21 protein-coding genes are annotated in these 25,962 nt (G+C 71.4%); 11 read left to right on the top strand and 10 right to left on the bottom strand.

All coding sequences use genetic code 11. From position 1 onward, the window contains the following. Positions 1-9 precede the first annotated feature (9 nt). Positions 10-1,002, bottom strand: coding sequence for a magnesium/cobalt transporter CorA (corA, locus tag ACF09E_RS19790; RefSeq protein ID WP_392206415.1), 993 nt, complete (start codon positions 1,000-1,002; stop codon positions 10-12). Between the two features lie 93 nt (positions 1,003-1,095). Between corA and ACF09E_RS19785 the strand changes: the two genes are divergently transcribed. The 4 genes from ACF09E_RS19785 to mshC all read left to right on the top strand — a co-directional run bounded on the left by ACF09E_RS19785 (position 1,096) and on the right by mshC (position 4,636). After that, on the top strand, positions 1,096-1,785 hold the full coding sequence (locus ACF09E_RS19785) for a histidine phosphatase family protein (protein WP_392206302.1): 690 nt from the start codon (positions 1,096-1,098) through the stop codon (positions 1,783-1,785). Between the two features lie 68 nt (positions 1,786-1,853). Next, entirely contained in the window at positions 1,854-2,444 is a 591-nt protein-coding gene (locus ACF09E_RS19780) for a DUF3090 domain-containing protein (RefSeq protein ID WP_388804523.1), read from the top strand. Next, complete coding sequence (locus ACF09E_RS19775; RefSeq protein ID WP_392206301.1) at positions 2,441-3,247, top strand: SCO1664 family protein; 807 nt, start codon at positions 2,441-2,443, stop codon at positions 3,245-3,247. Before ACF09E_RS19780 ends, ACF09E_RS19775 begins: the two co-directional genes overlap by 4 nt. Before the next feature lie 159 nt (positions 3,248-3,406). Beyond that, positions 3,407-4,636 carry a cysteine--1-D-myo-inosityl 2-amino-2-deoxy-alpha-D-glucopyranoside ligase gene (gene mshC / locus ACF09E_RS19770; RefSeq protein ID WP_392206300.1) on the top strand — a complete coding sequence of 410 codons (1,230 nt, stop codon included), beginning with the start codon at positions 3,407-3,409 and terminating at the stop codon, positions 4,634-4,636. Between the two features lie 294 nt (positions 4,637-4,930). Here the strand turns inward: mshC and ACF09E_RS19765 are convergent, their stop codons facing one another. From ACF09E_RS19765 to ACF09E_RS19740, 6 genes are all read right to left on the bottom strand, one after another. Then, positions 4,931-6,172 (bottom strand): PAC2 family protein, encoded by a 1,242-nt coding sequence (locus ACF09E_RS19765; protein ID WP_392206299.1) that lies wholly within the window; start codon positions 6,170-6,172, stop codon positions 4,931-4,933. Positions 6,173-6,313: 141 nt separating this feature from the next. Continuing rightward, a complete protein-coding gene (locus ACF09E_RS19760; RefSeq protein ID WP_392206298.1) occupies positions 6,314-7,375 on the bottom strand; it encodes an LLM class flavin-dependent oxidoreductase in 1,062 nt (353 codons plus the stop codon). A gap of 114 nt (positions 7,376-7,489) precedes the next feature. Beyond that, positions 7,490-9,094, bottom strand: a complete 1,605-nt coding sequence (locus ACF09E_RS19755; protein WP_392206297.1) for an FAD-dependent oxidoreductase — start codon at positions 9,092-9,094, stop codon at positions 7,490-7,492. A gap of 6 nt (positions 9,095-9,100) precedes the next feature. Then, positions 9,101-10,627 (bottom strand): glycerol kinase GlpK, encoded by a 1,527-nt coding sequence (glpK, locus tag ACF09E_RS19750; RefSeq protein ID WP_388804540.1) that lies wholly within the window; start codon positions 10,625-10,627, stop codon positions 9,101-9,103. Positions 10,628-10,662: 35 nt separating this feature from the next. Next, positions 10,663-11,421 carry an MIP/aquaporin family protein gene (locus ACF09E_RS19745; protein ID WP_361851268.1) on the bottom strand — a complete coding sequence of 253 codons (759 nt, stop codon included), beginning with the start codon at positions 11,419-11,421 and terminating at the stop codon, positions 10,663-10,665. 267 nt (positions 11,422-11,688) lie between these two features. Beyond that, positions 11,689-12,453: an IclR family transcriptional regulator gene (locus ACF09E_RS19740; RefSeq protein ID WP_392206296.1), complete on the bottom strand. Its 765-nt coding sequence runs from the start codon at positions 12,451-12,453 to the stop codon at positions 11,689-11,691. Between the two features lie 243 nt (positions 12,454-12,696). On the opposite strand from ACF09E_RS19740, the gene metH reads away from it, so the two are divergent. From metH to ACF09E_RS19720, 4 genes are all read left to right on the top strand, one after another. After that, entirely contained in the window at positions 12,697-16,227 is a 3,531-nt protein-coding gene (metH, locus tag ACF09E_RS19735) for a methionine synthase (protein ID WP_392206295.1), read from the top strand. Between the two features lie 136 nt (positions 16,228-16,363). Beyond that, complete coding sequence (locus tag ACF09E_RS19730; protein WP_392206294.1) at positions 16,364-17,062, top strand: HAD family hydrolase; 699 nt, start codon at positions 16,364-16,366, stop codon at positions 17,060-17,062. A gap of 522 nt (positions 17,063-17,584) precedes the next feature. Then, a complete protein-coding gene (locus tag ACF09E_RS19725) occupies positions 17,585-19,174 on the top strand; it encodes an ABC transporter substrate-binding protein (protein ID WP_392206293.1) in 1,590 nt (529 codons plus the stop codon). A 135-nt stretch (positions 19,175-19,309) separates the two neighbouring features. Then, complete coding sequence (locus ACF09E_RS19720; RefSeq protein ID WP_392206292.1) at positions 19,310-20,890, top strand: ABC transporter substrate-binding protein; 1,581 nt, start codon at positions 19,310-19,312, stop codon at positions 20,888-20,890. Between the two features lie 74 nt (positions 20,891-20,964). Here the strand turns inward: ACF09E_RS19720 and ACF09E_RS19715 are convergent, their stop codons facing one another. Further along, the gene (locus ACF09E_RS19715) at positions 20,965-21,642 is read right to left on the bottom strand and encodes a response regulator transcription factor (RefSeq protein ID WP_148004852.1); all 678 of its coding nucleotides are present in this window, start codon (positions 21,640-21,642) and stop codon (positions 20,965-20,967) included. 42 nt (positions 21,643-21,684) lie between these two features. After that, entirely contained in the window at positions 21,685-22,587 is a 903-nt protein-coding gene (locus ACF09E_RS19710) for a RecB family exonuclease (protein ID WP_392206291.1), read from the bottom strand. Between the two features lie 181 nt (positions 22,588-22,768). Here ACF09E_RS19710 and ACF09E_RS19705 point away from each other — a divergent pair, with 181 nt between their 5' ends. The 3 genes from ACF09E_RS19705 (at position 22,769) to ACF09E_RS19695 (ending at position 25,577) form a co-directional block, all read left to right on the top strand. Then, positions 22,769-23,902: a site-2 protease family protein gene (locus ACF09E_RS19705; protein ID WP_361851278.1), complete on the top strand. Its 1,134-nt coding sequence runs from the start codon at positions 22,769-22,771 to the stop codon at positions 23,900-23,902. Between the two features lie 18 nt (positions 23,903-23,920). Then, on the top strand, positions 23,921-24,808 hold the full coding sequence (locus tag ACF09E_RS19700; RefSeq protein WP_015032448.1) for a tRNA (adenine-N1)-methyltransferase: 888 nt from the start codon (positions 23,921-23,923) through the stop codon (positions 24,806-24,808). Positions 24,809-24,989: 181 nt separating this feature from the next. Continuing rightward, the gene (locus ACF09E_RS19695; protein WP_392206290.1) at positions 24,990-25,577 is read left to right on the top strand and encodes a hypothetical protein; all 588 of its coding nucleotides are present in this window, start codon (positions 24,990-24,992) and stop codon (positions 25,575-25,577) included. A 4-nt stretch (positions 25,578-25,581) separates the two neighbouring features. Here ACF09E_RS19695 and ACF09E_RS19690 read toward each other — a convergent pair whose 3' ends face one another. Beyond that, positions 25,582-25,893, bottom strand: coding sequence for a ferredoxin (locus tag ACF09E_RS19690; protein ID WP_383437600.1), 312 nt, complete (start codon positions 25,891-25,893; stop codon positions 25,582-25,584). Between the last annotated feature and the right edge of the window lie 69 nt (positions 25,894-25,962).

Below are 25,962 nucleotides of genomic sequence, written 5' to 3'. Positions count from 1 at the left end.
CGGACCCCGTCACATCCAGCCGCGCCGCTTGAACAGCCGGTACAGCGCCGCCTCGATGACCACCATCACGACGATCACCACCGGGTACGAGGCCGTCCAGTGCAGCTCCGGCATGTGGTCGAAGTTCATGCCGTAGATCCCCGCGACCATCGTGGGCACCGCGGCCATGGCCGCCCACGCCGAGATCTTCCGCATGTCGTCGTTCTGCCGCACTCCCATCTGCGCGAGATGGGCCGAGAGGACGTCGGACAGGAGCCGGTCGAGGCCCTCCACCTGCTCGTTGGAGCGCAGCAGGTGGTCGTTGACGTCCCGGAAGAAGGGCTGCGACTGCTCGTTGACGAACGGCACCGAACCGCCCGTGAGCCGGGCCATCGGCCCGGAGAGCGGCCCGGCGGCCCGGCGGAACTCCAGGACCTGCCGCTTCGCCGTGTAGATCCGCTCCGCCGTGTTCGAGGGATTGCCGCCGGTGGGGGCGAAGACGTCCGCCTCCAGCTCCTCCAGGTCGACCTGGAGCTCACCCGCCACGTCGAGGTAGTGGTCCACGACCGCGTCGCTCACCGCGTACAGCACCGCCGTCGGCCCGTGCTTCAGGACCTCCTGGTCGGCCTCCAGCCGCTTGCGCACCTGCGCCAGCGGGGCGCCCTCGCCGTGCCGGACGGTCACCACGAAGGAGTCGCCCATGAACACCATCAGCTCGCCCGAGGAGACCCGGTCGCTCTCCGGCTCGTAGACGACCGGCTTGAGCACCACGAACAGCGAGTCGTCGTAGACCTCCAGCTTGGGCCGCTGATGGGCCTTGAGGGCGTCCTCGACGGCCAGCGGGTGGAGGGCGAACTCCGAGGCGACGTGCTCGAACTCCGCCTCCGTCGGCTCGTGGAGCCCCACCCACAGGAAGGCGTCCCCCGTGGCCCGCGCCTCGTCGAGCGCGTCGGAGAGGTCGGCGGGGCCGTCCGTACGACGCCCGTCCCGGTAGATGGCTGAATCCACGATCACGCGCCGTATTCTCCCTCGAACGAGTTCCCGACGCACCCATGCCCCTCCCGCTGACCTCCACACCCCGCCGCTCACTTCCCGGCAACGCCTAGGCTGGCCGCCATGGCCACGCTGATCCTCGTCCGGCACGGACGCTCCACCGCCAACACCTCCGGGGTCCTCGCCGGGCGCACCCCCGGGATCTCCCTCGACGAGCGCGGCGCCGCGCAGGCCGCCGCGCTCCCCGGGCGGCTCGCGGACGTCCCGCTCGCCGCCGTCGTCTCCAGCCCCCTCCAGCGCTGCCGGGAGACCGTGCGGCCCCTCCTGGACGCCCGTCCCGACCTCCCGCTGCACGTCGAGGACCGGATCAACGAGTGCGACTACGGCGACTGGTCGGGCCGGAAGCTGGCCGAGCTGAACGACGAACCCCTGATGGAGGTCGTCCAGGCGCACGCCTCCGCCGCCGCCTTCCCCGGCGGCGAGTCGATGCGCGCGATGCAGGCCCGCGCCGTCGAGGCGGTCCACGACTGGAACGCGCGGATCGAGGCCGAGCACGGCGAGGACGCCGCCTACGTCATGTGCTCGCACGGGGACATCGTCAAGTCCGTGGTGGCGGACGCCCTCGGCCTCCACCTCGACCTCTTCCAGCGCCTCCACGTCGACCCCTGCTCGGTCACCGTCATCCGCTACACGCGTCTGCGCCCCTTCCTCGTCCGCCTCGGCGACACCGGCGACTTCGCGGGCTTCGCCCCCCGCGAGCACCCCGACACCAGGGGGACCGCCGAGGTCGGTGGTGGTGCGGGCGCACCGTGATCCCTTCGCGCAGTAGGGTGGACGCGCCGCCGTAGTACGACTGTCGAGACGCAAGGGAGCCGGGAAACGTGTCCCGTCAGGTGTTCCTCTACGACCCACCGGAGCGTTTCGTGGCCGGTACGGTCGGGCTGCCTGGCCGCCGTACGTTCTTCCTCCAGGCGTCCGCCGCCGGCCGGGTCACCAGTGTGGCCCTGGAGAAGACCCAGGTCGCCGCGCTCGCCGAGCGGATGGACGAACTCCTCGACGAGGTCGTCCGCCGCACCGGGGGCAACGCCCCGGTCCCCGCCGTCGCGCCGGCCGAGGTGGCCGACACCGCCCCCCTCGACGTCCCCGTCGAGGAGGAGTTCCGGGTCGGCACCATGGCGCTCGCCTGGGACGGCGAGGAGCAGCGCATGATCGTCGAGGCGCAGGCGCTCGTCGAGCTCGACGCGGACTCCGAGGAGGACCTCGCCGAGGCCGAGGAGCGGCTGCTCCAGGACGAGGAGAACGGTCCGCCGATGCTCCGGGTCCGCCTCAGCGGCGCCCAGGCCCGCGCCTTCGCGAAGCGGGCCCTGGACGTGGTCAACGCCGGTCGCCCGCCCTGCCCGCTGTGCAGCCTGCCGCTCGACCCCGAGGGCCACGTCTGCCCGCGCCAGAACGGATACCGCCGCGGAGCATGAGCAGCAGCCCCCCGAGGCCGCGGGACGCCGAGCTGCTCGCCCGCGGTGAGCTGACCGTCCGCGGCCGGGTCCGCGAGGCCTCCAACGCCGTCCTGTACTGCTCCGTCGCCTACGAGGGCAGGGAGGCGGCCTGCGTGTACAAGCCGGTCGCCGGCGAGGCGCCGCTGTGGGACTTCCCCGACGGCACCCTGGCCCGCCGCGAGGTCGCCGCGTACGAGATCTCCGAGGCGACCGGCTGGGGCCTGGTCCCGCCGACCGTGCTCCGCGACGGGCCGTACGGGGAGGGCATGGTCCAGCTCTGGATCGAGGCCGACCCCGGCGCGCGCCTGCTCGCCCTGACCGAGGACGACGAGGCCGGCGAGGGCTGGAAGGCCGTCGGGCCCGCCCAGCTGGACGAGGACCGCACCGCGTTGCTCGTTCACGCGGACACCCCCGAACTGCGGCGGCTCGCCGTCCTGGACGCCGTCATCAACAACGCCGACCGGAAGGGCGGGCACCTGCTGACGGCTCCCGGGGGACATCTGTACGGCATCGACCACGGCGTCACCTTCCACGTCGACGACAAGCTGCGCACGCTGCTGTGGGGCTGGGCGGGCGAGGAGCTGCCCGCCGAGGCGGCCGACGTCCTCGGCGCGCTCGACCGCTCCCTGGCCCCCGGGGAGCCGCTCGCCACCCGTCTGGCGGAACTGCTCACCGAGGCCGAGGTGGCGGCCGTACGCGGGCGCGTGGCGGCGCTGCGGAGCTCGGGACGGCACCCGGAGCCCTCGGGGCAGTGGCCGGCCATCCCCTGGCCGCCGGTCTGACCGAACCGAAAGGTTTCGGCCATCCCTGGGAGGGGCCCTTCCAGGGGCGTGGACCCCTGGGGGGTATACACGCACGCCTCCGACCCGCAAGACCGCCTAACAGGTCAAGATCCCGGATCCGGTTCGTATCCGGAACACCTGTCCGGTTACGCTCGGGTCATGCATGCCTGGCCCGCTTCTGAGGTCCCCGCCCTTCCCGGCAAGGGCCGCGACCTCCGGATCCACGACACCGCGACCGGCGGACGAGTGACCCTCGCCCCCGGCCCCGTCGCCCGTATCTACGTCTGCGGCATCACGCCGTACGACGCGACCCACATGGGTCACGCGGCGACCTACAACGCGTTCGACCTCGTTCAGCGCGTGTGGCTCGACACCAAGCGGCAGGTGCACTACGTCCAGAACGTCACGGACGTGGACGACCCGCTCCTGGAGCGCGCGATCCGCGACGGCGTCGACTGGGTCGGCCTCGCCGAGCGGGAGACCGCCCTGTTCCGCGAGGACATGACCGCCCTGCGGATGCTGCCCCCGCAGCACTACGTCGGCGCCGTCGAGGCCATACCCGGCATCGTCCCGCTCGTCGAGCGCCTCCGGGACTCCGGGGCCGCCTACGAGCTCGAAGGGGACGTCTACTTCTCCGTCGACGCCGACCCGCACTTCGGGCAGGTCTCGAACTACACCACCGAGCTGATGCGCCACCTCTCCGCCGAGCGCGGCGGGGACCCGGACCGTCCGGGCAAGAAGAACCCGCTCGACCCGATGCTCTGGATGGCCGCCCGCGAGGGCGAGCCGAGCTGGGACGGCGGCAGCCTCGGCGCCGGCCGCCCCGGCTGGCACATCGAGTGCGTCGCGATCGCCCTCGACCACCTCGGCATGGGATTCGACGTGCAGGGCGGCGGCTCCGACCTGATCTTCCCGCACCACGAGATGGGCGCCTCCCACGCCCAGACCCTCACCGGCGAGTTCCCCATGGCGAAGGCGTACGTCCACGCCGGCATGGTCGGCCTCGACGGCGAGAAGATGTCCAAGTCCCGGGGCAACCTGGTCTTCGTCTCGAAGCTCCGACGCGACGGCGTCGACCCGGCCGCCATCCGGCTCGCGCTGCTCTCGCACCGCTACCGCGACGACTGGGAGTGGACCGACCAGGTCCTCCAGGACGCCGTGGAGCGGCTCGACCGCTGGCGTGCCGCCGTCTCGCGCCCCGACGGACCGTCCGCCGACGCGCTCGTCGAGGAGCTCCGCGACGCCCTGTCCGACGACCTCGACACCCCCACCGCGCTCGCCGCGGTCGACCGCTGGGCCGCGCTCCAGACGGCCGGGGGCGGCACGGACGACTCCGCCCCCGGACTCGTCTCCCGCGCCGTCGACGCCCTGCTGGGCGTCGCCCTGTAGCGGACGGCACCGCACGACTCCCTTGCGGGCGACCGCCCCCGGACTTCTCGCCGAAGTCCGGGGGCGGTTCCGTCGCGCCGCCGGCGACGGCCCCCGCGAGCGCCCGGAGCCGTCGGCGTGGCCGCCACCGCCGGCGCCCGCGATGCCACGAACGAGGGGCTCTCCTGGGTCCGGTCCGCGACGGACGTTCCATCAGGCCGACAGGCCGGAACCGGACCGAGGCCCGGCACGACGACGGGAGGGGCGCCCCGCAGGGCACCCCTCCCGTTCCGTTCCGTCCCTCCGGCGAGGCGGCTACGCGCCGGAGCCGCTCTCCGGGCGGCCGTCCGCGTCGGAGCCGTCGTCCGTGCCGTCGCCGGTGTCCCGGTCCGCCTCCGCGCCGTCGCCGGACTCCCGGCCCGGCTCCGTACCCGCGTCCAAGCCCTCGCCCGAACCCTCGTCCGGGGCGTCGGCCGATCCTGAGCCCGTCGCCGGGGTCTCCGCCGCGGCGCCCTCCGGTGCCGCCGGAGCGCCCGGCCTCTCAGCCGTCTGGGCCGTCTCAGTCGTCTCGGGGGTCTCAGCCGCCTCCGCTCCCGGGACCGCCTCGGGGCCCGGCTGCTCGGGTTTCGGCGGGCGCGTCCGGCCGCTGCCGGTGTCCCGCAGGAAGGGCGTGTCGCCGCCCTCCATCGCCACCCCCGGGCCGCCCGGACCCGTGCCCGGCTCGCGGCGCCGCAGATACCGCTCGAACTCGCGGGCGATCGCCTCGCCCGAGGCCTCCGGCAGCTCCGCGGTGTCCCGGGCCTCCTCCAGCGTCTGCACGTACTCGGCGACCTCGCTGTCCTCCGCGGCCAGCTGGTCCACGCCCACCTGCCAGGCCCGCGCGTCCTCGGGCAGTTCGCCCAGCGGGATGCGCAGCCCGATCAGGTCCTCCAGGCGGTTGAGGAGGGCCAGGGTCGCCTTCGGGTTCGGCGGCTGCGACACGTAGTGCGGCACCGCCGCCCACAGGCTCACGGCCGGCACACCCGCGTGGGTGCACGCCTCCTGGAGGATGCCCACGATGCCCGTCGGCCCCTCGTACCGGGTCTCCTCCAGGTCCATCGTGCGCGCCAGGTCCGGGTCGGACGTCACACCGCTGACCGGGACGGGCCGGGTGTGCGGGGTGTCCCCGAGCAGCGCGCCCAGGATCACGACCATCTCCACCCCCAGCTCGTGGGCGAAGGCGAGGATCTCGTTGCAGAAGGAGCGCCAGCGCATCGACGGCTCGATCCCGCGCACGAGCACCAGGTCCCGCGGTTTCTCGCCGCCGACCCGGACCACGGAGAGCCGGGTCGTCGGCCAGGTGATCTTCCTGACGCCGTTGTCCAGGAAGACGGTGGGCCGGTTGACCTGGAAGTCGTAGTAGTCCTCGGCGTCGAGCGCCGCGAACACCTCGCCCTTCCATTCCCGGTCGAGATGGGCGACCGCGGTGGAGGCGGCGTCGCCGGCGTCGTTCCAGCCTTCGAACGCGGCCACCATGACCGGGTCGATCAGCTCGGGTACCCCCTCGAGCTCGATCACCCAGCGCCTCCTTTTCGAAGTTCCTGTCGTACGGACCAACCTTACGGCTTTCTCCAGGTCCGTCCGCAGCCTCCGGACATCCCCGAAAACCCGTGCGGCCTTGATCGACTACCCAGGAACCCGCCTCCGCACACGGCGCCCTCACTCCTCCCAGAGCGTGCTCGGCGCCTCCCTCCGGACCACCGGCGCGATCTCCTCGGCGAACCGCTGGAGCGTCTCGGTCTGCTCGGCCGTCGACTGCCCGAAGGTGTCGACGGTGACGGACTGCAGGTCGTGCCCGTAGTGGGCGTGGTAGCCGAGGATCTTGTCGATGATCTGCTGCGGGGAACCGATGAGCTGGGGGCCGTCCGCGACGGCGTCCTCGATCGTGCGGAACGGGGTGTTGTAACCGGCCTTGCCCTCCAGGTGCGGCCTGAAGCTCTGCCGCACCTTCGCCTCGTACAGGTCCTTGTGACGGGTGATCGCCTCCTGGGTGGTGTCGGCGATGAGCAGTCCGCCGGAGCCGGCCGCCACGCGCGCGTGCGCCGGGTCGTGCCCGTACTCCTCGAACTTCTCCCGGTAGTGGGCGATGAGCCGGGCGTAGGCCTCGCGGGGCTGGATGGCGTTGGCGGTGAAGAGCGGGTCGCCGTGCTTCGCGGCGAGTTCGGGGGAGTTGAGGCTGGTGGCCGAGCCGTGCCAGATCCGGGGCGGTCCCGCGTACGGGCGGGGCACGGTGGTGACGTTCTTCAGCGGCGGCCGGAACTCGCCCTCCCAGTCGACGCCCTCCTCCGTCCAGAGCCGGCGCAGCAGCTCGTACTTCTCCTTCTGGAGGTCCCACTGGCGCTCCTCGTCCAGACCGAAGAGGTCGAAGTGGCCGGCCTCCGCGCCCTTGCCGACGACGAGTTCGAGCCGGCCGCGGGACAGCTGGTCCAGGGTGGCGTAGTCCTCGGCGACCCGGACCGGGTCGAGGATCGCGACGACGGTGACGCCGGTGAGCAGCCTGATCCGGGTGGTGCGGGCGGCGAGCGCGGCGAGCAGCACGGTCGGGGCGGAGGAGAGGAACGGGCCGGCGTGCCGCTCGCCGACGGCGTACGCGTCGAACCCGAGCCGTTCGGCGGTCTCGCCGAGCGTGACGACCTGCTCCAACCGGTCGGCGGCGGACAGGAGTTCGCCGGTGAGCGGGTGCGGGGAGTGGTGGACGATCGAGAGCACCTGGAATTTCATGCGATCCACTCTGCGCGCCGAGTGTTGCGCCGGTGTGGACGGCGTGTGGCACGCCGCGGGGGCGGCCCTCCGGAGAGGAACCGCCCCCGCGCGTACGGGATCCGGGTCCCGGTGCTACGCCTTCAGCATCGTCTCGACGCCGGCGCGGATCTCGTCCGTGGCGAGGCCGCGGATGGTCAGCGTGGTGCGGCGGCGCAGCACGTCGTCCGCGGTCTCGGCCCACTCGTGGTCGCGGGCGTAGGCCACCTGCGCCCAGATCTCCGGGGCGTCCGGGTGGATGCGCCGGGCGAGGTCCGGGTTGTCGTTCGCCATGCGCGCGATGTCGAAGGAGAGCGAGCCGTAGTGCGTCGCCAGGTGCTTGGCGGTGTCGGCGGCCATCCGCGGGCCGGGCGCCGGGCCGTCGACGAGCAGCCGGTGCGCGACGGCGTTCGGGTTGGCGATGCCGGGCAGCGGCAGCCGCTTCGGCAGTGTGGACACCGACTCGTAGTCCTCGCCGAGCGGGTGGCCGGGGAGCTGCTCCAGCTTCTTCATGACCGTGCGGCCGATGTGGCGGAAGGTGGTCCACTTGCCTCCGGCGACCGACAGCATGCCGCCGCGGCCTTCGGTGACGACCGTCTCGCGCTTGGCCTTCGAGGTGTCGCCGGGGCCGCCCGGGAGCACGCGCAGGCCGGCGAAGGCGTAGGTGATGAGGTCCCGTGACAGCTGCTGGTCGCGGATGGAGAAGGCGGCCTCGTCCAGGATCTGGGCGGTGTCCTTCTCGGTGACCTCGACCTGGCCGGGGTCGCCCTCGTACTCCTCGTCGGTGGTGCCGAGGAGCAGCATGTCCTCCCAGGGGAGGGCGAAGGTGATGCGGTACTTGTCGATGGGGGTGGCCAGGGCGGCCTTCCAGGGCGAGGTCCGCTTGAGGACCAGGTGCGCGCCCTTGGAGAGGCGTATGGAGGGCGCCGCGTTGGGGTCCTCCATACGGCGCAGGTGGTCCACCCAGGGGCCGGTCGCGTTGAGCACGAGGCGGGCGGTGACGCCGAACTCGTCGCCGCTGGTGCGGTCCTTGAGCTCGGCGCCGGTGACCCGGCCCCGGGTGAAGCGGAGTCCGGTGACCTCGGCGTGGTTGAGGACGGTGGCGCCGGCGTCGACCGCCGCGCGGACCGTCATCAGCGCCATGCGGGCGTCGTTCATCTGGTCGTCGCCGTAGACGGCCACGGCCTTCAGGTTGTCCGTCCGCAGCTCCGGCACGTCCTGCGCGGCCTTGGCGGGGGAGAGCAGGTGCCCGACGCCGTCGCCGAAGGCCGACAGGGCGCTGTAGGCGAAGACGCCGGCGCCGAGCTTGGCCGCGCCGTGCGGTCCGCCCTTGTAGACGGGCAGGTAGAAGGTGAGGGGGTTGGCGAGGTGCGGTGCCACCTGGCGGGACACCGCACGCCGCTCGAAGTGGTTCTCCGCGACCAGCTTGACCGCGCCGGTCTGCAGGTAGCGCAGACCGCCGTGGAGCAGCTTCGAGGAGGCGGAGGAGGTGGCGCCGGCGAAGTCGCCGGCGTCCACCAGGGCCACCCGCAGGCCCGACTGCGCGGCATGCCAGGCGGTGGAGATGCCCAGGATGCCGCCGCCGATCACCAGGAGGTCGTACGTCGCCTTGGAAAGCCGGTCCCGGGTCTCGGCGCGGCTCGGCAGGGAGCCGGTCGCCGGGTGCGTCCCGAGGGCAGGGACGCTCTGCAGGGTGGTCATGTCGATCTACTCCTCGTCCTCGATCCAGCCCATGGTCCGCTCGACGGCCTTGAGCCAGCTCTTGTACTCGCTGTCACGCCTGTCGGCGTCCATGCGAGGGGTCCATTCCGCCGCCCGGCGCCAGTTGGCGCGCAGGGCGTCGGTGTCCGGCCAGAAGCCGACGGCCAGGCCGGCGGCGTAGGCGGCGCCGAGGCAGGTGGTCTCGGCGACCATCGGACGCACGACGGGCGCGTCCAGGAAGTCGGAGAGGGTCTGCATCAGCAGGTTGTTGGAGGTCATGCCGCCGTCGACCTTGAGCGCGGTCAGCTCGACGCCGGAGTCCTTCGTCATGGCGTCGGTGATCTCGCGGGTCTGCCAGGCGGTGGCCTCCAGGACGGCGCGTGCGATGTGCGCCTTGGTGACGTACCGGGTGAGGCCGGCGATCACGCCGCGGGCGTCGGAGCGCCAGTAGGGGGCGAACAGGCCGGAGAAGGCCGGCACGAAGTAGGCGCCGCCGTTGTCCTCGACCGAGGACGCGAGGGTCTCGATCTCGGCGGCGGACTTGATGAGGCCCATCTGGTCGCGCATCCACTGCACCAGCGAACCGGTGACGGCGATGGAGCCCTCCAGGGCGTAGACCGGCTTCTGGTCGCCGATCTGGTAGCCGACCGTGGTCAGCAGGCCGCTGTAGGAGTTGATGATCTTGTCGCCGGTGTTCATCAGCATGAAGGTGCCGGTGCCGTACGTGGACTTGGCCTCGCCCTCGGCGAAGCAGGTCTGGCCGAAGAGGGCGGCCTGCTGGTCGCCGAGCGCCGAGGCGACCGGGACGCCGGCGAGGACGCCGTCCTTGACGTGTCCGTAGACCTCGGCGGAGGAGCGGATCTCGGGGAGGACGTTGAGGGGGACCCCCATCGACTCCGCGATCTTCTCGTCCCAGGCCAGGGTGTGCAGGTTCATCAGCATGGTGCGCGAGGCGTTGGTGACGTCGGTGACGTGCACGCCGCCGTCGGTGCCGCCCGTGAGGTTCCAGATGACCCACGAGTCCATGGTGCCGAAGAGGATGTCGCCGGCCTCGGCGCGCTCGCGCAGGCCCTCGACGTTGTCGAGCATCCAGCGGATCTTGGGGCCTGCGAAGTAGCTGGCGAGCGGCAGGCCGGTCTCGCGGCGGAAGCGGTCCTGGCCGACGTTGCGGCCGAGCTCCTTGCAGAGGGCGTCGGTGCGGGTGTCCTGCCAGACGAGGGCGTTGTGGACGGGCTCGCCGGTGTTCTTGTCCCAGAGCAGCGTGGTCTCGCGCTGGTTGGTGATGCCGATGGCCTTGACGTCGGCGGCGGCGATGCCGCCCTTGGTCAGGGCGCCGGCGACGACCTCCTGGACGTTGGTCCAGATCTCGGCGGCGTCGTGCTCGACCCAGCCCGGCTTCGGGAAGATCTGCTCGTGCTCCTTCTGGTCGACCGAGACGATCCGGCCGTCCTTGTCGAAGACGATGCAGCGGGAGGACGTGGTGCCCTGGTCGATGGCCGCGATGAACGGGCCGGAGGTGTGTGCGTCGGTCACGGTTGGCTCCAAGGGAGGTCTGGAAGAAGGACGGCTCAGGCGAACGCGATGTTGTAGATACCCGCGGCGAGGGCTCCGCCGATCAGCGGACCGGCGACCGGGATCCAGGCGTAGCTCCAGTCGGAGCCGCCCTTGTGCTTCAGCGGGAGCAGGGCGTGCACGATGCGCGGGCCGAGGTCGCGGGCCGGGTTGATCGCGTAGCCGGTCGGGCCGCCGAGCGAGAGGCCGATGGAGACCACGACGAACGCGGTGATCAGGGCGCCTATGACGCCGAGGCCCTTGCCGCTGTCGTTGAGGCCCTGGGTGAGCACGGCCAGGACGAGCACGACGGTGCCGATGATCTCGGTGGCCAGGTTCTGCCAGGTGTTCCGGATCTCGGGGCCGGTGGAGAAGATGCCGAGCACCGGGCCGGGGCCCTCGATCGGCTTCTCGCCCGAGGCCTCGGGGTCGGCGAGGTGGGCCTGGAACTGGCCGTAGTAGGCCACCCAGACCAGCGCCGCGCCGATCATGGCGCCGAGCATCTGGCCCGCGATGTAGACGGGGACGTTGCTCCAGTCGCCGTCCTTGATCGCGATGCCGACCGTGACGGCGGGGTTCAGATGGGCGCCCGAGAGGGAAGCCGTCATGTAGACGGCCGTCATGACGGCGAAGCCCCACCCGAAGGTGATCGCGAGCCAGCCCGCGTTGCGGGCCTTGGAGCCCTTGAGCGTGACGGCGGCGCACACACCGCCGCCGAGCAGAATCAGAACGGCGGTACCGATGGTCTCGCCGAGGAAGATGTCGGAGCTGGACACCCGCGACTCCTTTGTCCTTCGTCCAGGGGAACGGCGGACTCCGGGTCCCTCCGGAGGTCCGCACCCTCGTGTGAGGGCTGTTTCCGGCCCTTGGCACTGCGACACTGTAACGCGTATTGCCGTCAAGTGTTCGGCATTGCCGACCGATGAACGGAAGTTTTGCCCCGGGGTTAACAGCACGTCAAGGCCCCGGGATGCGAAAAACCCGCCGATAACGCGATCGTTACCGGCGGGTTCACTCAGGTCGGGGGGCGAGGTGGCGCAGGGTCAGAACCGCCCGGCCCCCAGGTCCCGGGAGACCGCGCGGGCGCAGTCCCGGACCGCCGCGACCAGCTCGGGCCGCAGCTCCCCGGCCGGGCACAGCCGCTCCACCGCGCCCGTCACCGCCACCGCGCCCACCGGCATCCGCCGCCGGTCGTGGATCGGCGCCGCCACCGAGGCGACCCCGTCCCAGGTCTCCTCCACGTCCGCCGCCCAGCCCTTGGCGCGCGTCATGTCGAGCAGCGACTCGAAGTCGCCGAGCGCCGTGGTCGTCCGGGGCGTGAACGCCTCCCGGTCGACCTCCACGACCTCGCTGTGCGCCACCGGGTCGTAGGCCGAGAGCACCTTGCCCAGCGCCGTGGAGTGCAGCGGCTGCATGGCCCCCACCTCCAGGACCTGCCGGCTGTCGTCCGGCCGGAAGACGTGGTGCACGATCAGCACGCCCTGCTGGTGCAGTACCCCCAGGTGCACGCTCTCGCCGCTGGACCGGGCCAGGTCGTCCGTCCAGACCAGCGCCCGCGCGCGCAGCTCGTGCACGTCGAGGTAGCTGTTGCCGAGCCGGAGCAGCTCCGCGCCGAGCTGGTAGCGGCCCGAGGCCCCGTCCTGCTCCACGAAGCCCTCCGCCTGGAGCGTGCGCAGGATCCCGTGGGCGGTTCCCTTGGCGAGTCCCAAGGAGGACGCGATGTCGGACAGGCCCAGCCGGCGCTCGCCGCCCGCGAGCAGTCGCAGCATGGCCGCCGCCCGTTCAAGCGACTGGATGTTCTTCGCCATCGCCCGACCCCTCTCCCTCTCACGCTGTTCGACAATGCTGAACACTATCGGTCGATGCCGACCTCGCGTTACACATGACAGTGTCGGCCGAGAACGGGCAGAACCGGGAGTCCCCGCACACAGGATGCCGTCCGCCCCGCGAGACGCCGTGTCCACCCCGACCGGCGCGCGGTTACGCTGGCCCCGTGCACCCTCCACCGAAGGTGCAAAGCCGACAGCCGTCGCATCCCAGGGAGCTCATCCATGGCCTCGTTGCCGACCCCTTCCGCAGACAGCCGGAACCGCGCCGCAGCCCTCCGTGAGGCACTCGCCAGCCGAGTCGTCGTCGCCGACGGAGCCATGGGCACCATGCTCCAGGCACAGGACCCCAGCCTCGAGGACTTCGAGAACCTCGAAGGCTGCAACGAGATCCTCAACCTCACCAGGCCCGACATCGTCCGCTCGGTCCACCGGGAGTACTTCGCCGCCGGCGTCGACTGCGTCGAGACCAACACCTTCGGCGCCAACCACGCCGCCCTGGGCGAGTACGACATCCCCGAGCGCGTCCACGAGCTCTCCGAGGCCGGCGCCCGCATCGCCCGCGAGGTCGCCGACGAGTTCACCGCCTCCACCGGACGCCAGCGCTGGGTCCTCGGCTCCATCGGCCCCGGCACCAAGCTCCCCACCCTGGGCCACGCCCCCTACACCCTGCTGCGCGACGCCTACCAGCAGAACGCCGAGGGCCTCCTCACCGGCGGCGCCGACGCCCTGCTCGTCGAGACCACCCAGGACCTGCTCCAGACCAAGGCCTCCGTCATCGGCGCCCGCCGCGCCCTCGACGCCCTCGGCGCCGACGTGCCGCTCATCGTCTCCGTCACCGTCGAGACCACCGGCACCATGCTCCTCGGCTCCGAGATCGGCGCAGCCCTGACGGCCCTGGAGCCGCTCGGCATCGACATGATCGGCCTGAACTGCGCCACCGGCCCCGCCGAGATGAGCGAGCACCTCCGCTACCTCGCCCGCCACGCCCGCATCCCGCTCTCCGTCATGCCCAACGCCGGCCTGCCCGTCCTCACCTCCGACGGCGCCCACTACCCGCTCAGCCCCGCCGAGCTCGCCGACGCCCAGGAGACCTTCGTCCGCGAGTACGGCCTCTCCCTCATCGGCGGCTGCTGCGGCACCACCCCCGAGCACCTCCGCCAGGTCGTCGAGCGCGTCCGCGACCTCACCCCCGGCCCGCGCGACCCGCGCCCCGAGCCGGGCGCCGCCTCGCTCTACCAGACCGTGCCGTTCCGCCAGGACACCGCGTACATGGCGATCGGCGAGCGCACCAACGCCAACGGCTCCAAGAAGTTCCGCGAGGCGATGCTGGAGGCCCGCTGGGACGACTGCGTCGAGATGGCCCGCGACCAGATCCGCGAGGGCGCCCACATGCTCGACCTCTGCGTCGACTACGTGGGCCGCGACGGCGTCGCCGACATGGAGGAGCTCGCCGGCCGCTTCGCCACCGCCTCCACCCTGCCGATCGTCCTCGACTCCACCGAGGTGGAGGTGATCCGGGCCGGTCTGGAGAAGCTCGGCGGCCGGGCCGTGATCAACTCCGTCAACTACGAGGACGGCGACGGCCCCGACTCCCGCTTCGCCAAGGTCACCCGGCTGGCCCAGGAGCACGGCGCCGCGCTCATCGCCCTCACCATCGACGAGGAGGGCCAGGCCCGTACCGTCGAGCACAAGGTCGCCATCGCCGAGCGGCTCATCGACGACCTCACCGGCAACTGGGGCATCCACGAGTCCGACATCCTCATCGACACCCTGACCTTCACCATCTGCACCGGCCAGGAGGAGTCCCGCAAGGACGGCATCGCCACCATCGAGGCGATCCGCGAGCTGAAGCGCCGCCACCCGGACGTGCAGACGACCCTGGGCCTGTCCAACATCTCCTTCGGTCTGAACCCGGCCGCGCGCATCCTGCTGAACTCGGTCTTCCTCGACGAGTGCGTCAAGGCCGGCCTGGACTCGGCGATCGTGCACGCCTCGAAGATCCTGCCGATCGCCCGCTTCGACGACGAGCAGGTCGAGACCGCCCTCGACCTGATCTACGACCGCCGCCGCCCCGGACAGGGCGACGAACCCGCCTACGACCCGCTCCAGAAGCTGATGGCCCTCTTCGAGGGCGTCAACACCAAGTCGCTCAAGGCCGGCAAGACCGAGGAGCTCCTCGCCCTGCCGCTGGACGAGCGGCTGAAGCGGCGGATCATCGACGGCGAGAAGAACGGTCTGGAGGCGGACCTCGACGAGGCGCTGACCGTCCGCCCCGCGCTGGAGATCGTCAACGAGATCCTGCTCGACGGCATGAAGACGGTCGGCGAGCTGTTCGGCTCGGGCCAGATGCAGCTGCCGTTCGTGCTCCAGTCCGCCGAGGTGATGAAGACCGCGGTGGCGCACCTCGAACCGCACATGGAGAAGTCGGACGCGGACGGCAAGGGCACGATCGTGCTGGCCACCGTCCGCGGCGACGTCCACGACATCGGCAAGAACCTCGTCGACATCATCCTGTCCAACAACGGCTACAACGTCGTCAACATCGGGATCAAGCAGCCGGTCTCCGCGATCCTGGAAGCCGCCGAGGAGCACTCCGCCGACGTCATCGGCATGTCGGGCCTCCTGGTCAAGTCCACGGTGATCATGAAGGAGAACCTGGAGGAGCTCAACCAGCGCGAGCTGGCCGCCAAGTACCCCGTGATCCTCGGCGGCGCCGCCCTCACCAGGGCGTACGTCGAGCAGGACCTGCACGAGATCTACCAGGGCGAGGTCCGCTACGCCCGCGACGCCTTCGAGGGCCTGCGCCTCATGGACGCCCTCGTCGCCGTCAAGCGCGGCGTCCCCGGAGCGGAACTCCCGCCGCTCAAGCAGCGCCGCGTCCCCAAGCGGGACGCCCCGGTCGTCCAGGTCGAGGAGGCGGAGGAGCCCGGCGGCCGTTCCGACGTAGCCGTCGACAACCCCGTCCCCACCCCGCCGTTCTGGGGCACCCGCGTCGTCAAGGGCATCCCGCTCAAGGACTACGCCTCCTGGCTGGACGAGGGCGCCCTCTTCAAGGGCCAGTGGGGCCTCAAGCAGGCCCGCGCCGGCGGCGCCACGTACGAGGAGCTCGTCGAGAGCGAGGGCAGGCCGCGGCTGCGCGGCCTGCTCGACCGGCTGCACACCGAGAACCTGCTGGAGGCGGCCGTGGTCTACGGCTACTTCCCCTGCGTCTCCAAGGGCGACGACCTGATCATCCTCGACGACGACGGCAACGAGCGGACCCGCTTCACCTTCCCCCGCCAGCGCCGCGGCCGCCGCCTCTGCCTCGCGGACTTCTTCCGCCCCGAGGAGTCCGGCGAGACCGACGTCGTCGGCCTCCAGGTCGTCACCGTCGGCTCGAAGATCGGCGAGGCCACCGCCAAGCTGTTCGCCTCCGACTCCTACCGCGAGTACCTGGAGCTGCACGGGCTCTCCGTCCAGCTGGCCGAGGCCATGGCCGAGTACTGGCACGCCCGCGTCCGCGCCGAGCTCGGCTTCGGCGGCGAGGACCCGGCCGCGGTCGAGGACATGTTCGACCTCAAGTACCGCGGCGCGCGCTTCTCCCTCGGCTACGGCGCCTGCCCCGACCTGGAGGACCGCGCGAAGATCGCGGAGCTGCTGCGTCCCGAGCGGATCGGCGTGCACCTCTCCGAGGAGTTCCAGCTCCACCCCGAGCAGTCCACCGACGCCATCGTGATCCACCACCCGGAGGCGAAGTACTTCAACGCGCGGTGACCGGACCGGACCCCGTCCGCAAATCCGCGCCCTTTCGGTGATCCGGACGTACACTTGTCGGTCCAGTGCAGGCCGGTCTTCCTCCCCGTACCGGGGAGGGGGCCGGCCTTCTCGTCCCTCCATGGAGGTGTGCCGGATGACCAGTACGGTCCCCGCGTCCCTGATCCGTACGAACGGAAGCTCCGCCCTGCAGGCGGTCTTCCTCGACATGGACGGGACCCTCGTCGACACGGAGGGCTTCTGGTGGGACGCGGAGGTCGAGGCCTTCGCCGACCTCGGACACCGGCTGGACGAGGCCTGGCGGGACGTCGTCGTCGGCGGCCCCATGACGCGCAGCGCGGGCTACCTCATCGAGTCCACCGGCGCCGACATCACCCTCGCCGAGCTGACCGTCCTGCTCAACGAGAAGTTCGAGCAGCGCATCGAGCGCGGCGTGCCCCTCATGCCGGGCGCCGACCGGCTGCTCGCCGAGCTGGCCCGGCACTCCATCCCGACCGCGCTGGTCTCCGCCTCGCACCGGCGGATCATCGACCGGGTCCTCGACTCCCTGGGCCCCGACCGCTTCGCCCTCACCGTGGCCGGCGACGAGGTCGTCCGGACCAAGCCGCACCCGGACCCCTACCTGACGGCCGCCAGAGGCGTCGGGGCCGACCCCGCGCTGTGCGCCGTGGTCGAGGACACCGCGACCGGTGTGGCGGCCGCCGAGGCGGCCGGCTGCCGGGTCGTCGCCGTCCCCTCGGTCGCGCCCATCGCGCCCTCCCCGGGCCGGGTCGTCGTGCGCTCCCTCGAAGAGGTCGACGTGCCCTTCCTCCGCACATTGATCACCGGAATCTGAGCTCCTTCTGAGCTTTCCCGGGCGGAATGTCATTTCGCCCGGGGAGGCACCCCCGGGGAGCACGCCCGGGACACCCGGTGCGCGCCCGGGGAACGCCCCGGGAAAACGATCAGGCCATTCGCCGGAAAGGCCTCCGCGTGACCTTGCTCACGCAGAGTGCCGGACGGCGGGTGGCCTTCCTGCGTCCCCCGCCCGATTGGGCAGGGTTTCGGCGCCCCCATGTGTCCCGGTTCGATGGGTGCCGTCCGCATCATCCGACGCATGACTATCGAGGCCACCGCATTCATGATCACTGTGCGATTACCCCCGCCGCCGCCCGTGGTCAGGCAATAGGGACGCCGCCCACTAATCTTTCGCGAGTACTTCGCCGCATATCCCGAGTGCCCCGGCGCACACCCAAGTCGCCGTGAACACAGGACCGATCGCAACACCCGGCCCGATCGCTCCCGCCCCGACCGGGCGGCCGGCGGCGGAGTTCCACTGACCGCTGTATCCCAGTGCCGGATGAGGAGATCGTCCCTGATGAACCGCAAGACCCTGGTGCTGCCGGCCGTGGCCGGATTGCTCGCCCCCCTGCTCGCCGCCTGCGGCGGAGCCGAGGAGGGCGGAGCGATCGTCGTCGGCACCACGGACCAGTTCATCGCCACCGCCGACGCTCCCGCGCCGCTCGACCCCGCCTTCGCCTACGACACCGGCGCGTGGAACATCCTGCGGCAGACCGTGCAGACCCTGATGCACGTGCCCCGCGACAGCGGCGAGCCCGTCCCCGAGGCGGCCCAGACCTGCGGATTCTCCGACAAGGCCAGCGAGAGCTACCGCTGCAAGCTCCGCGCCGGACTCACCTTCGCCGACGGCACCCCGATCACCGCCGAGGACGTCAGGTTCTCCATCGAGCGCGTCCTGAAGATCAAGTCGGACAACGGCACCGCCGCCCTCCTCTCGAACATCGACACCATCGAGACCAAGGGCGCCGACGAGGTCGTCTTCCACCTGAAGACCCCCGACGCCACCTTCCCGTACAAGCTCTCCACCCCGGTCGCCGGCATCCTCAGCAAGGACAAGTACGAGGCCGGCAAGCTCCGCGACGGCTTCGACGTCGACGGCTCGGGCCCGTACACCATGAAGGCCGAGCTCGACGGCGACAAGGCCACCCGCTTCGTCTTCACCAAGAACCCCGCCTACAAGGGCGACATCACCCTCCGCAACGACAAGGTCGAACTGCGGGCCTACGCCGACGCCGGCACCATGGGCAAGGCCCTGGAGAGCGACGACATCGACATGATGGCCCGCTCCCTCTCCCGCAAGCAGGTCAAGGACCTCACCGAGACCCCCAAGGACGGCATCGAGGTCGTCGAGGTCCCCGGCCTGGAGATCCGCTACCTCGGTTTCAACACCAAGGCCCCCGCCGTCCAGGAGAAGGCCGTCCGCCAGGCCATGGCAGCCGTCGTCGACCGGGGCGCCCTCGTCAACCGGGTCTACGGCACGACCGCCGAGCCGCTCTACTCGCTGATCCCCTCCAGCATCACCGGCCACGCCACCCCCTTCTTCGACACCTACGGCGAGCCCGACCAGGACCGCGCCGCCAAGCTCCTCAAGGACGCCGGCGTCAAGACCCCGGTCAAGCTGACCCTGAACTACACCACCGACCACTACGGCGCCGAGACCGCCGAGGAGTTCGACGCCCTCAAGAAGCAGCTCGTCGGCAGCGAGCTCTTCGACGTCACCCTCCAGGGCGCCGAGTGGTCGACGTTCCGCACCGCCCAGAAGCGCGGCGACTACGCCGTCTACGGACTCGGCTGGTTCCCGGACTACCCGGACCCGGACAACTACATCGCTCCGTTCCTCGACAGCGACAACTTCCTCAACACCCCGTACGTCAACAAGGTCGTCCGCGACAAGCTCATCCCGAGCTCGCGCCGACAGGCCGACCGCACCGCCGCGGGCCCCGTCTTCCACCAGATCCAGAAGATCGTCGCCGAGGACGTACCGGTCCTGCCCCTCTGGCAGGGCAAGCAGTACGTCGCCGCGCGCGACGACCTCAACGGAGTCGAGTACGCGCTCAACACGTCCTCCGACCTCCTGCTCTGGGAACTGGGGCGCGGTACGGCCTAGAGCCCCCGCGGACCAGCCCCTTCGCGACACCCCCGGGGCCTGCCCACCGGACAGGCCCCACCCGTCGACAGATCGGTTACACCGGCCCCGCACCCGCGCGCGACCGGCCTGACAAGAGATCACGAGGCACGTTCTGTGAAGACGCACAACAAGTGGCTGACGGCCCCCCTCGCCGCCGGCCTGTCCGCCGCCCTCCTCAGCGGCTGCGGCACCGAGCAGGGCGGCCCGGGCGCCGCCGGCGGCGGCGTACGCGTCGGCATGTCCGACGAGATCCACACCACCGACCCGGCCGCCGGCTACGACCCCGGCTCCTGGCTGCTGTTCAACAACGTCTTCCAGTCCCTGATGGCCTTCCCCAAGGGCGGCTCCGAGCCCGAGCCCGAAGCCGCCGACAAGTGCGGCTTCGACACCGGCAGCACCGTCTACACCTGCACCCTGCGCGACGGCCTCACCTTCTCCAACGGCAACAAGCTCACCTCGGAGGACGTCAAGTTCTCCTTCGAGCGCGCCCTCAAGATCGCCGACCCCTCGGGCCCCGCGCCGCTGCTCTCCACCATCAAGAGCATCGAGACCCCGGACGAGAAGACGGTCGTCTTCCACCTCAAGGTCCCCGACGCCACCTTCCCCAGCAAGATCGCCTCCGGCGCCGGCTCCATCGTCGACCACCGCGAGTACCCCGCCGACGCCCTGCGCACCGACGGCAAGGCCACCGGCTCCGGCCCCTACAAGCTGGACTCCTTCAGCGACACCGAGGCCACCTTCTCCGCCAACCCCGGCTACCGGGGCACCGCGGAGCGCAAGAGCGACGCCCTCACCCTCAAGCTCTACGGCGGCGACCGCTCCGCCCTCGCCAAGGCCCTCACCGACGGGGACATAGACGTCGCCTACCGAGGCCTCTCCGCCGAGGACATCTCCGCCCTCGAGACCTCGGACACCACCGACGACAAGGGCATCGAGATCGTCCAGGGCAGCAGCGCCGAGGTCCAGCACCTCGTCTTCAACATGAAGGACCCGGTCGTCGGCAAGCTCGGCGTCCGCAAGGCCATCGCCCACCTCGTCAACCGCGAGGCCCTCGTCGAGGACGTCTACAAGTCGACGGCCACCCCGCTCTACTCGATCGTCCCCGCCGGCATCGCCGGACACAACACCGCCTTCTACGACACCTACGGCGCCCCCGACCCGGCGAAGGCCAAGAAGGCCCTGCGCGCCGCCGGCATCACCGAGAAGGTGAAGCTCACCCTCTGGTCCACCCCCAGCCGCTACGGCCCCTCCACCGACGAGGAGCTCAAGGCGATCGCCGGCCAGCTCAACGCCAGCGGTCTCTTCGACGCCGACGTCAAGTCCGTCGCCTTCGAGCAGTACGAGAAGGACATCGCCGCCGGCAAGTACGGCGTCTACGTCAAGGGCTGGGTCCCCGACTACCCCGACGCCGACAACTTCACCACCCCCTTCTTCGGCGAGGGCAACGTCCTCGGCAACCACTACGAGAACGCCACCATCACCGGCAGCCTCCTCCCCAAGACCGCCGCCGCCGCGGACCGCTCCGCCACCGCCGACGAGTACGGCAGGCTCCAGGACCTCGTCGCCGAGCAGCTGCCCCTCCTGCCCCTCTGGCAGGGCAAGCAGTACGCCGTCGCCCGCCAGGACGTCACCGGCCTCGAATGGACCCTCGACGCCTCGACGGTCTTCCGCTTCTGGGAGATCCGCAAGGGCTGACCCGCCCCGCACACGACGAGAGGGGCCCGGCGCGCACCCCGCGCACCGGGCCCCTCCCCGTCCCGCCGCCGGACCTACTGCCCGTTCGCCCCCGGCCGCACCAGACCGCTCTCGTACGCGTACACCGCCGCCTGCACCCGGTCCCGCAGCCCCAGCTTCGTCAGCACATGCCCCACGTGCGTCTTCACCGTCGTCTCGCTCACGAACAGATCAGCCGCGATCTCCGCGTTCGACAGACCCCGCGCCACCAGCTTCAGCACCTCGACCTCACGGTCCGTCAGGGTCGTCAGCGTGTCCGGCATCTGCTCCTCGCCCGTCGGCAGGTGCGCCGAGTACTTGTCGAGCAGCCGCCGGGTGATCGACGGCGCCAGCATCGCCTCACCGGCCGCCACCACCCGGATCGCCTGCACCAGCTCGTTCGCCGGGGCGTCCTTCAGCAGGAAGCCGCTCGCCCCCGCACGCAGCGCCTCCACCACGTACTCGTCGAGGTCGAAGGTCGTCAGCACCAGCACCTTCGCCGGACCGTCCCGACCCGGACCCGTGATCTGCCGGGTCGCCTCCACCCCGTCCATCCGCGGCATCCGGATGTCCATCAGCACCACGTCCGGCTGCAGCGCCCGCACCTGGTCCTGCGCCTGGAGACCGTCCCCGGCCTCACCCACCACCGCGATGTCCTGCTCCGCCTCCAGAATCATCCGGAAGCCGGTGCGCAGCAGCGGCTGATCGTCGACCAACAGGACGCGGATCGTCACAGGGGCTCCTTCACGGTGCTGAGCTCACGAGGTACACCGGCACTACGGCGCCGGCGGGGCCAGGTCCATTCTGCCCTGACCCGAATCGCCCGAGTCCGGCGGGCGCACCGAAACGATCTTCAACGGATAGACCGGCGGAGTCCCCCCGAACTCCGGACAGACCGCCTGGTGGTCGCACCAGCCGCACAGCTTCGTCGGCCGCGGACGCCAGTCGCCCGTCTCCGTCGCCAGCCGGATCGCCTCCCACAGCGCGAGCAGCCGCCGCTCCACCCGCAGCAGGTCCGCCTCCACCGGGTCGTACGTCAGCACCTCCCCGCTGCCCAGGTACACCAGCTGCAACCGCCGGGGGATCACCCGCCGCAGCCGCCACACCACCAGCGCGTAGAACGTCATCTGGAACAGCGCGCCGTCCCGGTACTCCGGCCGCGGCGCCTTCCCCGTCTTGTAGTCCACGATCCGCACGTCGCCCGACGGCGCCACGTCGATCCGGTCGATCACCCCGCGCAGCCGCAGCCCCGAATCCAGCTCCGTCTCCACGAACAGCTCCCGCTCCGCCGGCTCCAGCCGCGTCGGGTCCTCCAGCGTGAACCAGCGCTCGACCAGCCGCTCCGCCTCGCCCAGCCAGCCCGCCAGCCGCTCGCCCTCCGGATCCTCCGCGAACAGCTCGCCCAGCTCCGGCTTCGACTCCAGCAGCCGGTCCCACTGACCCGGCACCATCGCCCTGGCCCGCGGCGCCGTCCGGTCCGCCGCCGGATCGTCGAAGAGCCGCTCGAGCACCGCGTGCACCAGCGTGCCCCGGGTCGCCGCCGGACTCGGCTTCTCCGGCAGCCGGTCGATCACCCGGAACCGGTACAGCAGCGGACACTGCATGAAATCGCTCGCCCGCGACGGCGACAACGACATGGGCGCCCGGGGTTCCGCCGGCACCTGCTCGCTCGTACTCATGACGAAGACCCTACGACCCGCCGCCGACAACGGGCGGAATACCATCGACCTGGGACCCCGTCGCACTGCATGATCGAACCGTGACACACCGACGCCGGGTCACCCCCCGCGACGAGAGGAACCCGTGAACCAGGACGAGCCCAAGCCGCAGCGGACCGAGGATCCCGGCGGCGGGATCCTCATGGGACGGCCCTTCGGCGTGCCCGTCTACGTCGCCCCCAGCTGGTTCCTCGTCGCCGCCCTCATCACCTGGGTCTTCGGCGACCAGATCGAGCGCGTGCTGCCCGAACTCGGAGCCGCCCGCTACCTCGTCTCCCTCTTCTTCGCCGTCGCCTTCTACGCCTCCGTACTCGTCCACGAGCTGGCCCACACCATCGCCGCGCTCCGCTTCAAGCTCCCGGTGCGCCGCATCCAGCTCCAGTTCTTCGGCGGCGTCTCCGAGATCGAGAAGGAGTCCGAGACCCCCGGCCGCGAGTTCGTCCTCGCCTTCGTCGGCCCCCTCCTCTCCCTCGTCCTCGCCGGCGTGTTCTACCTCTCCCTCTACGCCGTCGAGCCCGGCACCGTCCCCGGCGTCCTCCTCGCCGGCCTGATGATCTCCAACCTCATCGTCGCGATCTTCAACCTGCTCCCCGGCCTCCCGCTCGACGGCGGCCGGATGCTCCGCGCCGTCGTCTGGAAGATCACCGGCAAGCCCATGAGCGGCACCATCGCCGCCGCCTGGGTCGGCCGCGCCCTCGCCGTCCTCGTCCTCGTCGGACTGCCCCTGCTCACCCGCACCGGCCTCCTCGGCAATTCCACCGACGACATCAGCGGCCTCGACACCGTCACCGACGCCCTGCTCGCCGCGATCCTCGCCGCGATCATCTGGACCGGCGCCGGCAACAGCCTCCGCATGGCCAGGCTCCGCGAGCACCTCCCCGAGCTCCGCGCCCGCAGCCTCACCCGCCGCGCCATCCCCGTCGAACCCGCCACCCCGCTCTCCGAGGCCCTCCGCCGCGCCAACGCGGCCGGCGCCCGCGCCCTCGTCGCCGTCGACGGGAACGGCGAGCCCACCGGCATCGTCCGCGAGGCCGCCATCGCCGCCGTCCCCGAGCACCGCCGCCCCTGGGTCGCCGTCAGCACCCTCGTCCAGGACCTCACCGACGGCATGCGCGTCCCCGCCGAACTCACCGGCCAGCCCCTCCTCGACCACCTCCGCGCCAGCCCCGCCACCGAGTACCTCGTCGTCGAGGAGACCGGCGCGATCTACGGCGTCCTCTCCACCACCGACGTCGAGCGGGCCTTCGTCCGGGCCATGGCACGACCCTCCTCGTAGTCCTTGTACTCTGGTCACATGTCCGAACCGACCGGTGCCGCCCGCCGACGCGGGCCCTTCAAGGTCGGGGACCAGGTTCAGCTGACCGACCCCAAGGGCCGTCACTACACGTTCACGCTCGAAGAGGGAAAGAACTTCCACACCCACAAGGGTTCTTTCCCGCACGACGAACTGATCGGCGCCCCCGAGGGCAGCGTTGTCCGCACCACCGGAAACGTCGCCTACCTCGCGCTGCGCCCCCTGCTCCCCGACTACGTCCTGTCCATGCCCCGCGGCGCCGCCGTGGTCTACCCCAAGGACGCGGGGCAGATCCTGGCCTTCGCCGACATCTTCCCCGGCGCCCGCGTCGTGGAGGCGGGTGTGGGCTCGGGCTCGCTGAGCAGCTTCCTCCTGCGCGCCATCGGGGACAGCGGCATGCTGCACTCCTACGAGCGCCGCGAGGACTTCGCCGAGATCGCGAAGGGCAACGTCGAACGCTACTTCGGCGGACCCCACCCCGCGTGGCAGCTCACCGTCGGCGACCTCCAGGACAACCTCTCCGACACCGACGTCGACCGCGTCATCCTGGACATGCTCGCCCCCTGGGAATGCCTGGAGGCCGTCTCCAAGGCCCTCGTCCCCGGCGGCATCCTCTGCTGCTATGTGGCGACCACCACCCAGCTCGCCCGCACCGTGGAGTCCATCCGCGAGTTCGGCTGCTACGCCGAGCCGCAGCCCTGGGAGTCCATGATCCGCAACTGGCACGTCGAGGGCCTCGCCGTCCGCCCCGATCACCGCATGATCGGACACACCGGCTTCCTCGTCACCGCCCGCCGCCTCGCGGACGGCGTCGAGCCCCCGATGCGCCGCCGCCGCCCCGCCAAGGGCGCCTATGGCGAGGACTACGAGGGCCCCAACAAGGGCTGACGTCCCGACATCCACGGCACGCCGCCGCCGAGTTCCCCGCCCGCCGGGAGAACTCGGCGGCGGCGTCCTCATGTTCGACCTGCCCCGGAGCCCGGCGGGCCGACCCCGACGGTTCCGTCCCCCTGTGACGTGTGGCACGATGCCGGAAACCCTCCGCACCACCCCTCAGGAGACGTCTCGCGTGCAGCCCTCCGCCGCCCCGGACCTCGCGGACCTCGCACACACCCACGCCCGGCCCGGCCACTGGCTGGCCACCGCCACCGCGACCGCCGCGGTCGTCGCCCTCGCGGGCCTGCTCCAGCCCGGCCCCGCCACGGCCACCGCCACCGCGCCGCCCCCGGCCGCAGCGGCCCGCCCCGCGGCCGCCCCCGAGGCGGCGGGCGTCACCTACCCCCTGGACTGCGGGGGAGCGCCCCACAAGGTCGCCGCCCGCGCCTCCGGAGACCTCGACGGAGACGGGAACCCCGAGACCGTTGCGGTCGTGCACTGCGAAGCGGGCTCCGGCACGCCGCCGAGCGGCGTCTACGTCCTCACCCGGGGCCGGCAGGACGGCGCACCCGCGCGCGTGGTCGCCACCCTCGTCGCCCCCGAGCAGCTGAAGACCGTCACCGGCTTCTCCGTACGCGGCGGAGCGGTGCACGCCACCCTGCTCGGCTACTCGTCCCCCGACGTCCCCAGCTGCTGCCCCGACGAGAAGGAGCAGGTCAGCTGGTACTGGAAGGGCGGCGCCTTCGTACGCACCGGACAGGCCGAAGCGCGCGGCGCCTGACCCGTCACTCCGCGTCGGGGCCGTACACCTCGACCCGGTCCGCGACCCGGCGCACGTGGATGCAGTCGCCCGGGCACTCCTTCGCGGAGTCCACCACGTCCTGGAGCAGCGTCAGCGGGACCGGCGTCGTCGCGCCGACCTCCTGCAGCAGCTCGTCGTCCTCGCTCTTCACATACGCGAGCCCGTCGATGTCCAGCTCGAAGACCTCGGGAGCGTACTGCGCGCAGATGCCGTCCCCGGTGCACAGGTCCTGGTCGATCCAGACCTCCAGCGCCTCCGCGGCGCCCGTGGACGGAGCCTCGTGCTGCACGGTCATATCTCCTGCCGTTTCTGCTTCTGCTGCTTCTCGCGGGTAAGTCGGGCCGCCTCCGAAGGGTGTTGGCCC

The organism is Streptomyces sp. NPDC014891 (genome assembly GCF_043081085.1).
Classification (GTDB): Bacteria; Actinomycetota; Actinomycetes; order Streptomycetales; family Streptomycetaceae; genus Streptomyces.
Note: the sequence above shows the minus strand (reverse complement) of the source record. Positions and strands in the feature narration are given on the sequence as shown.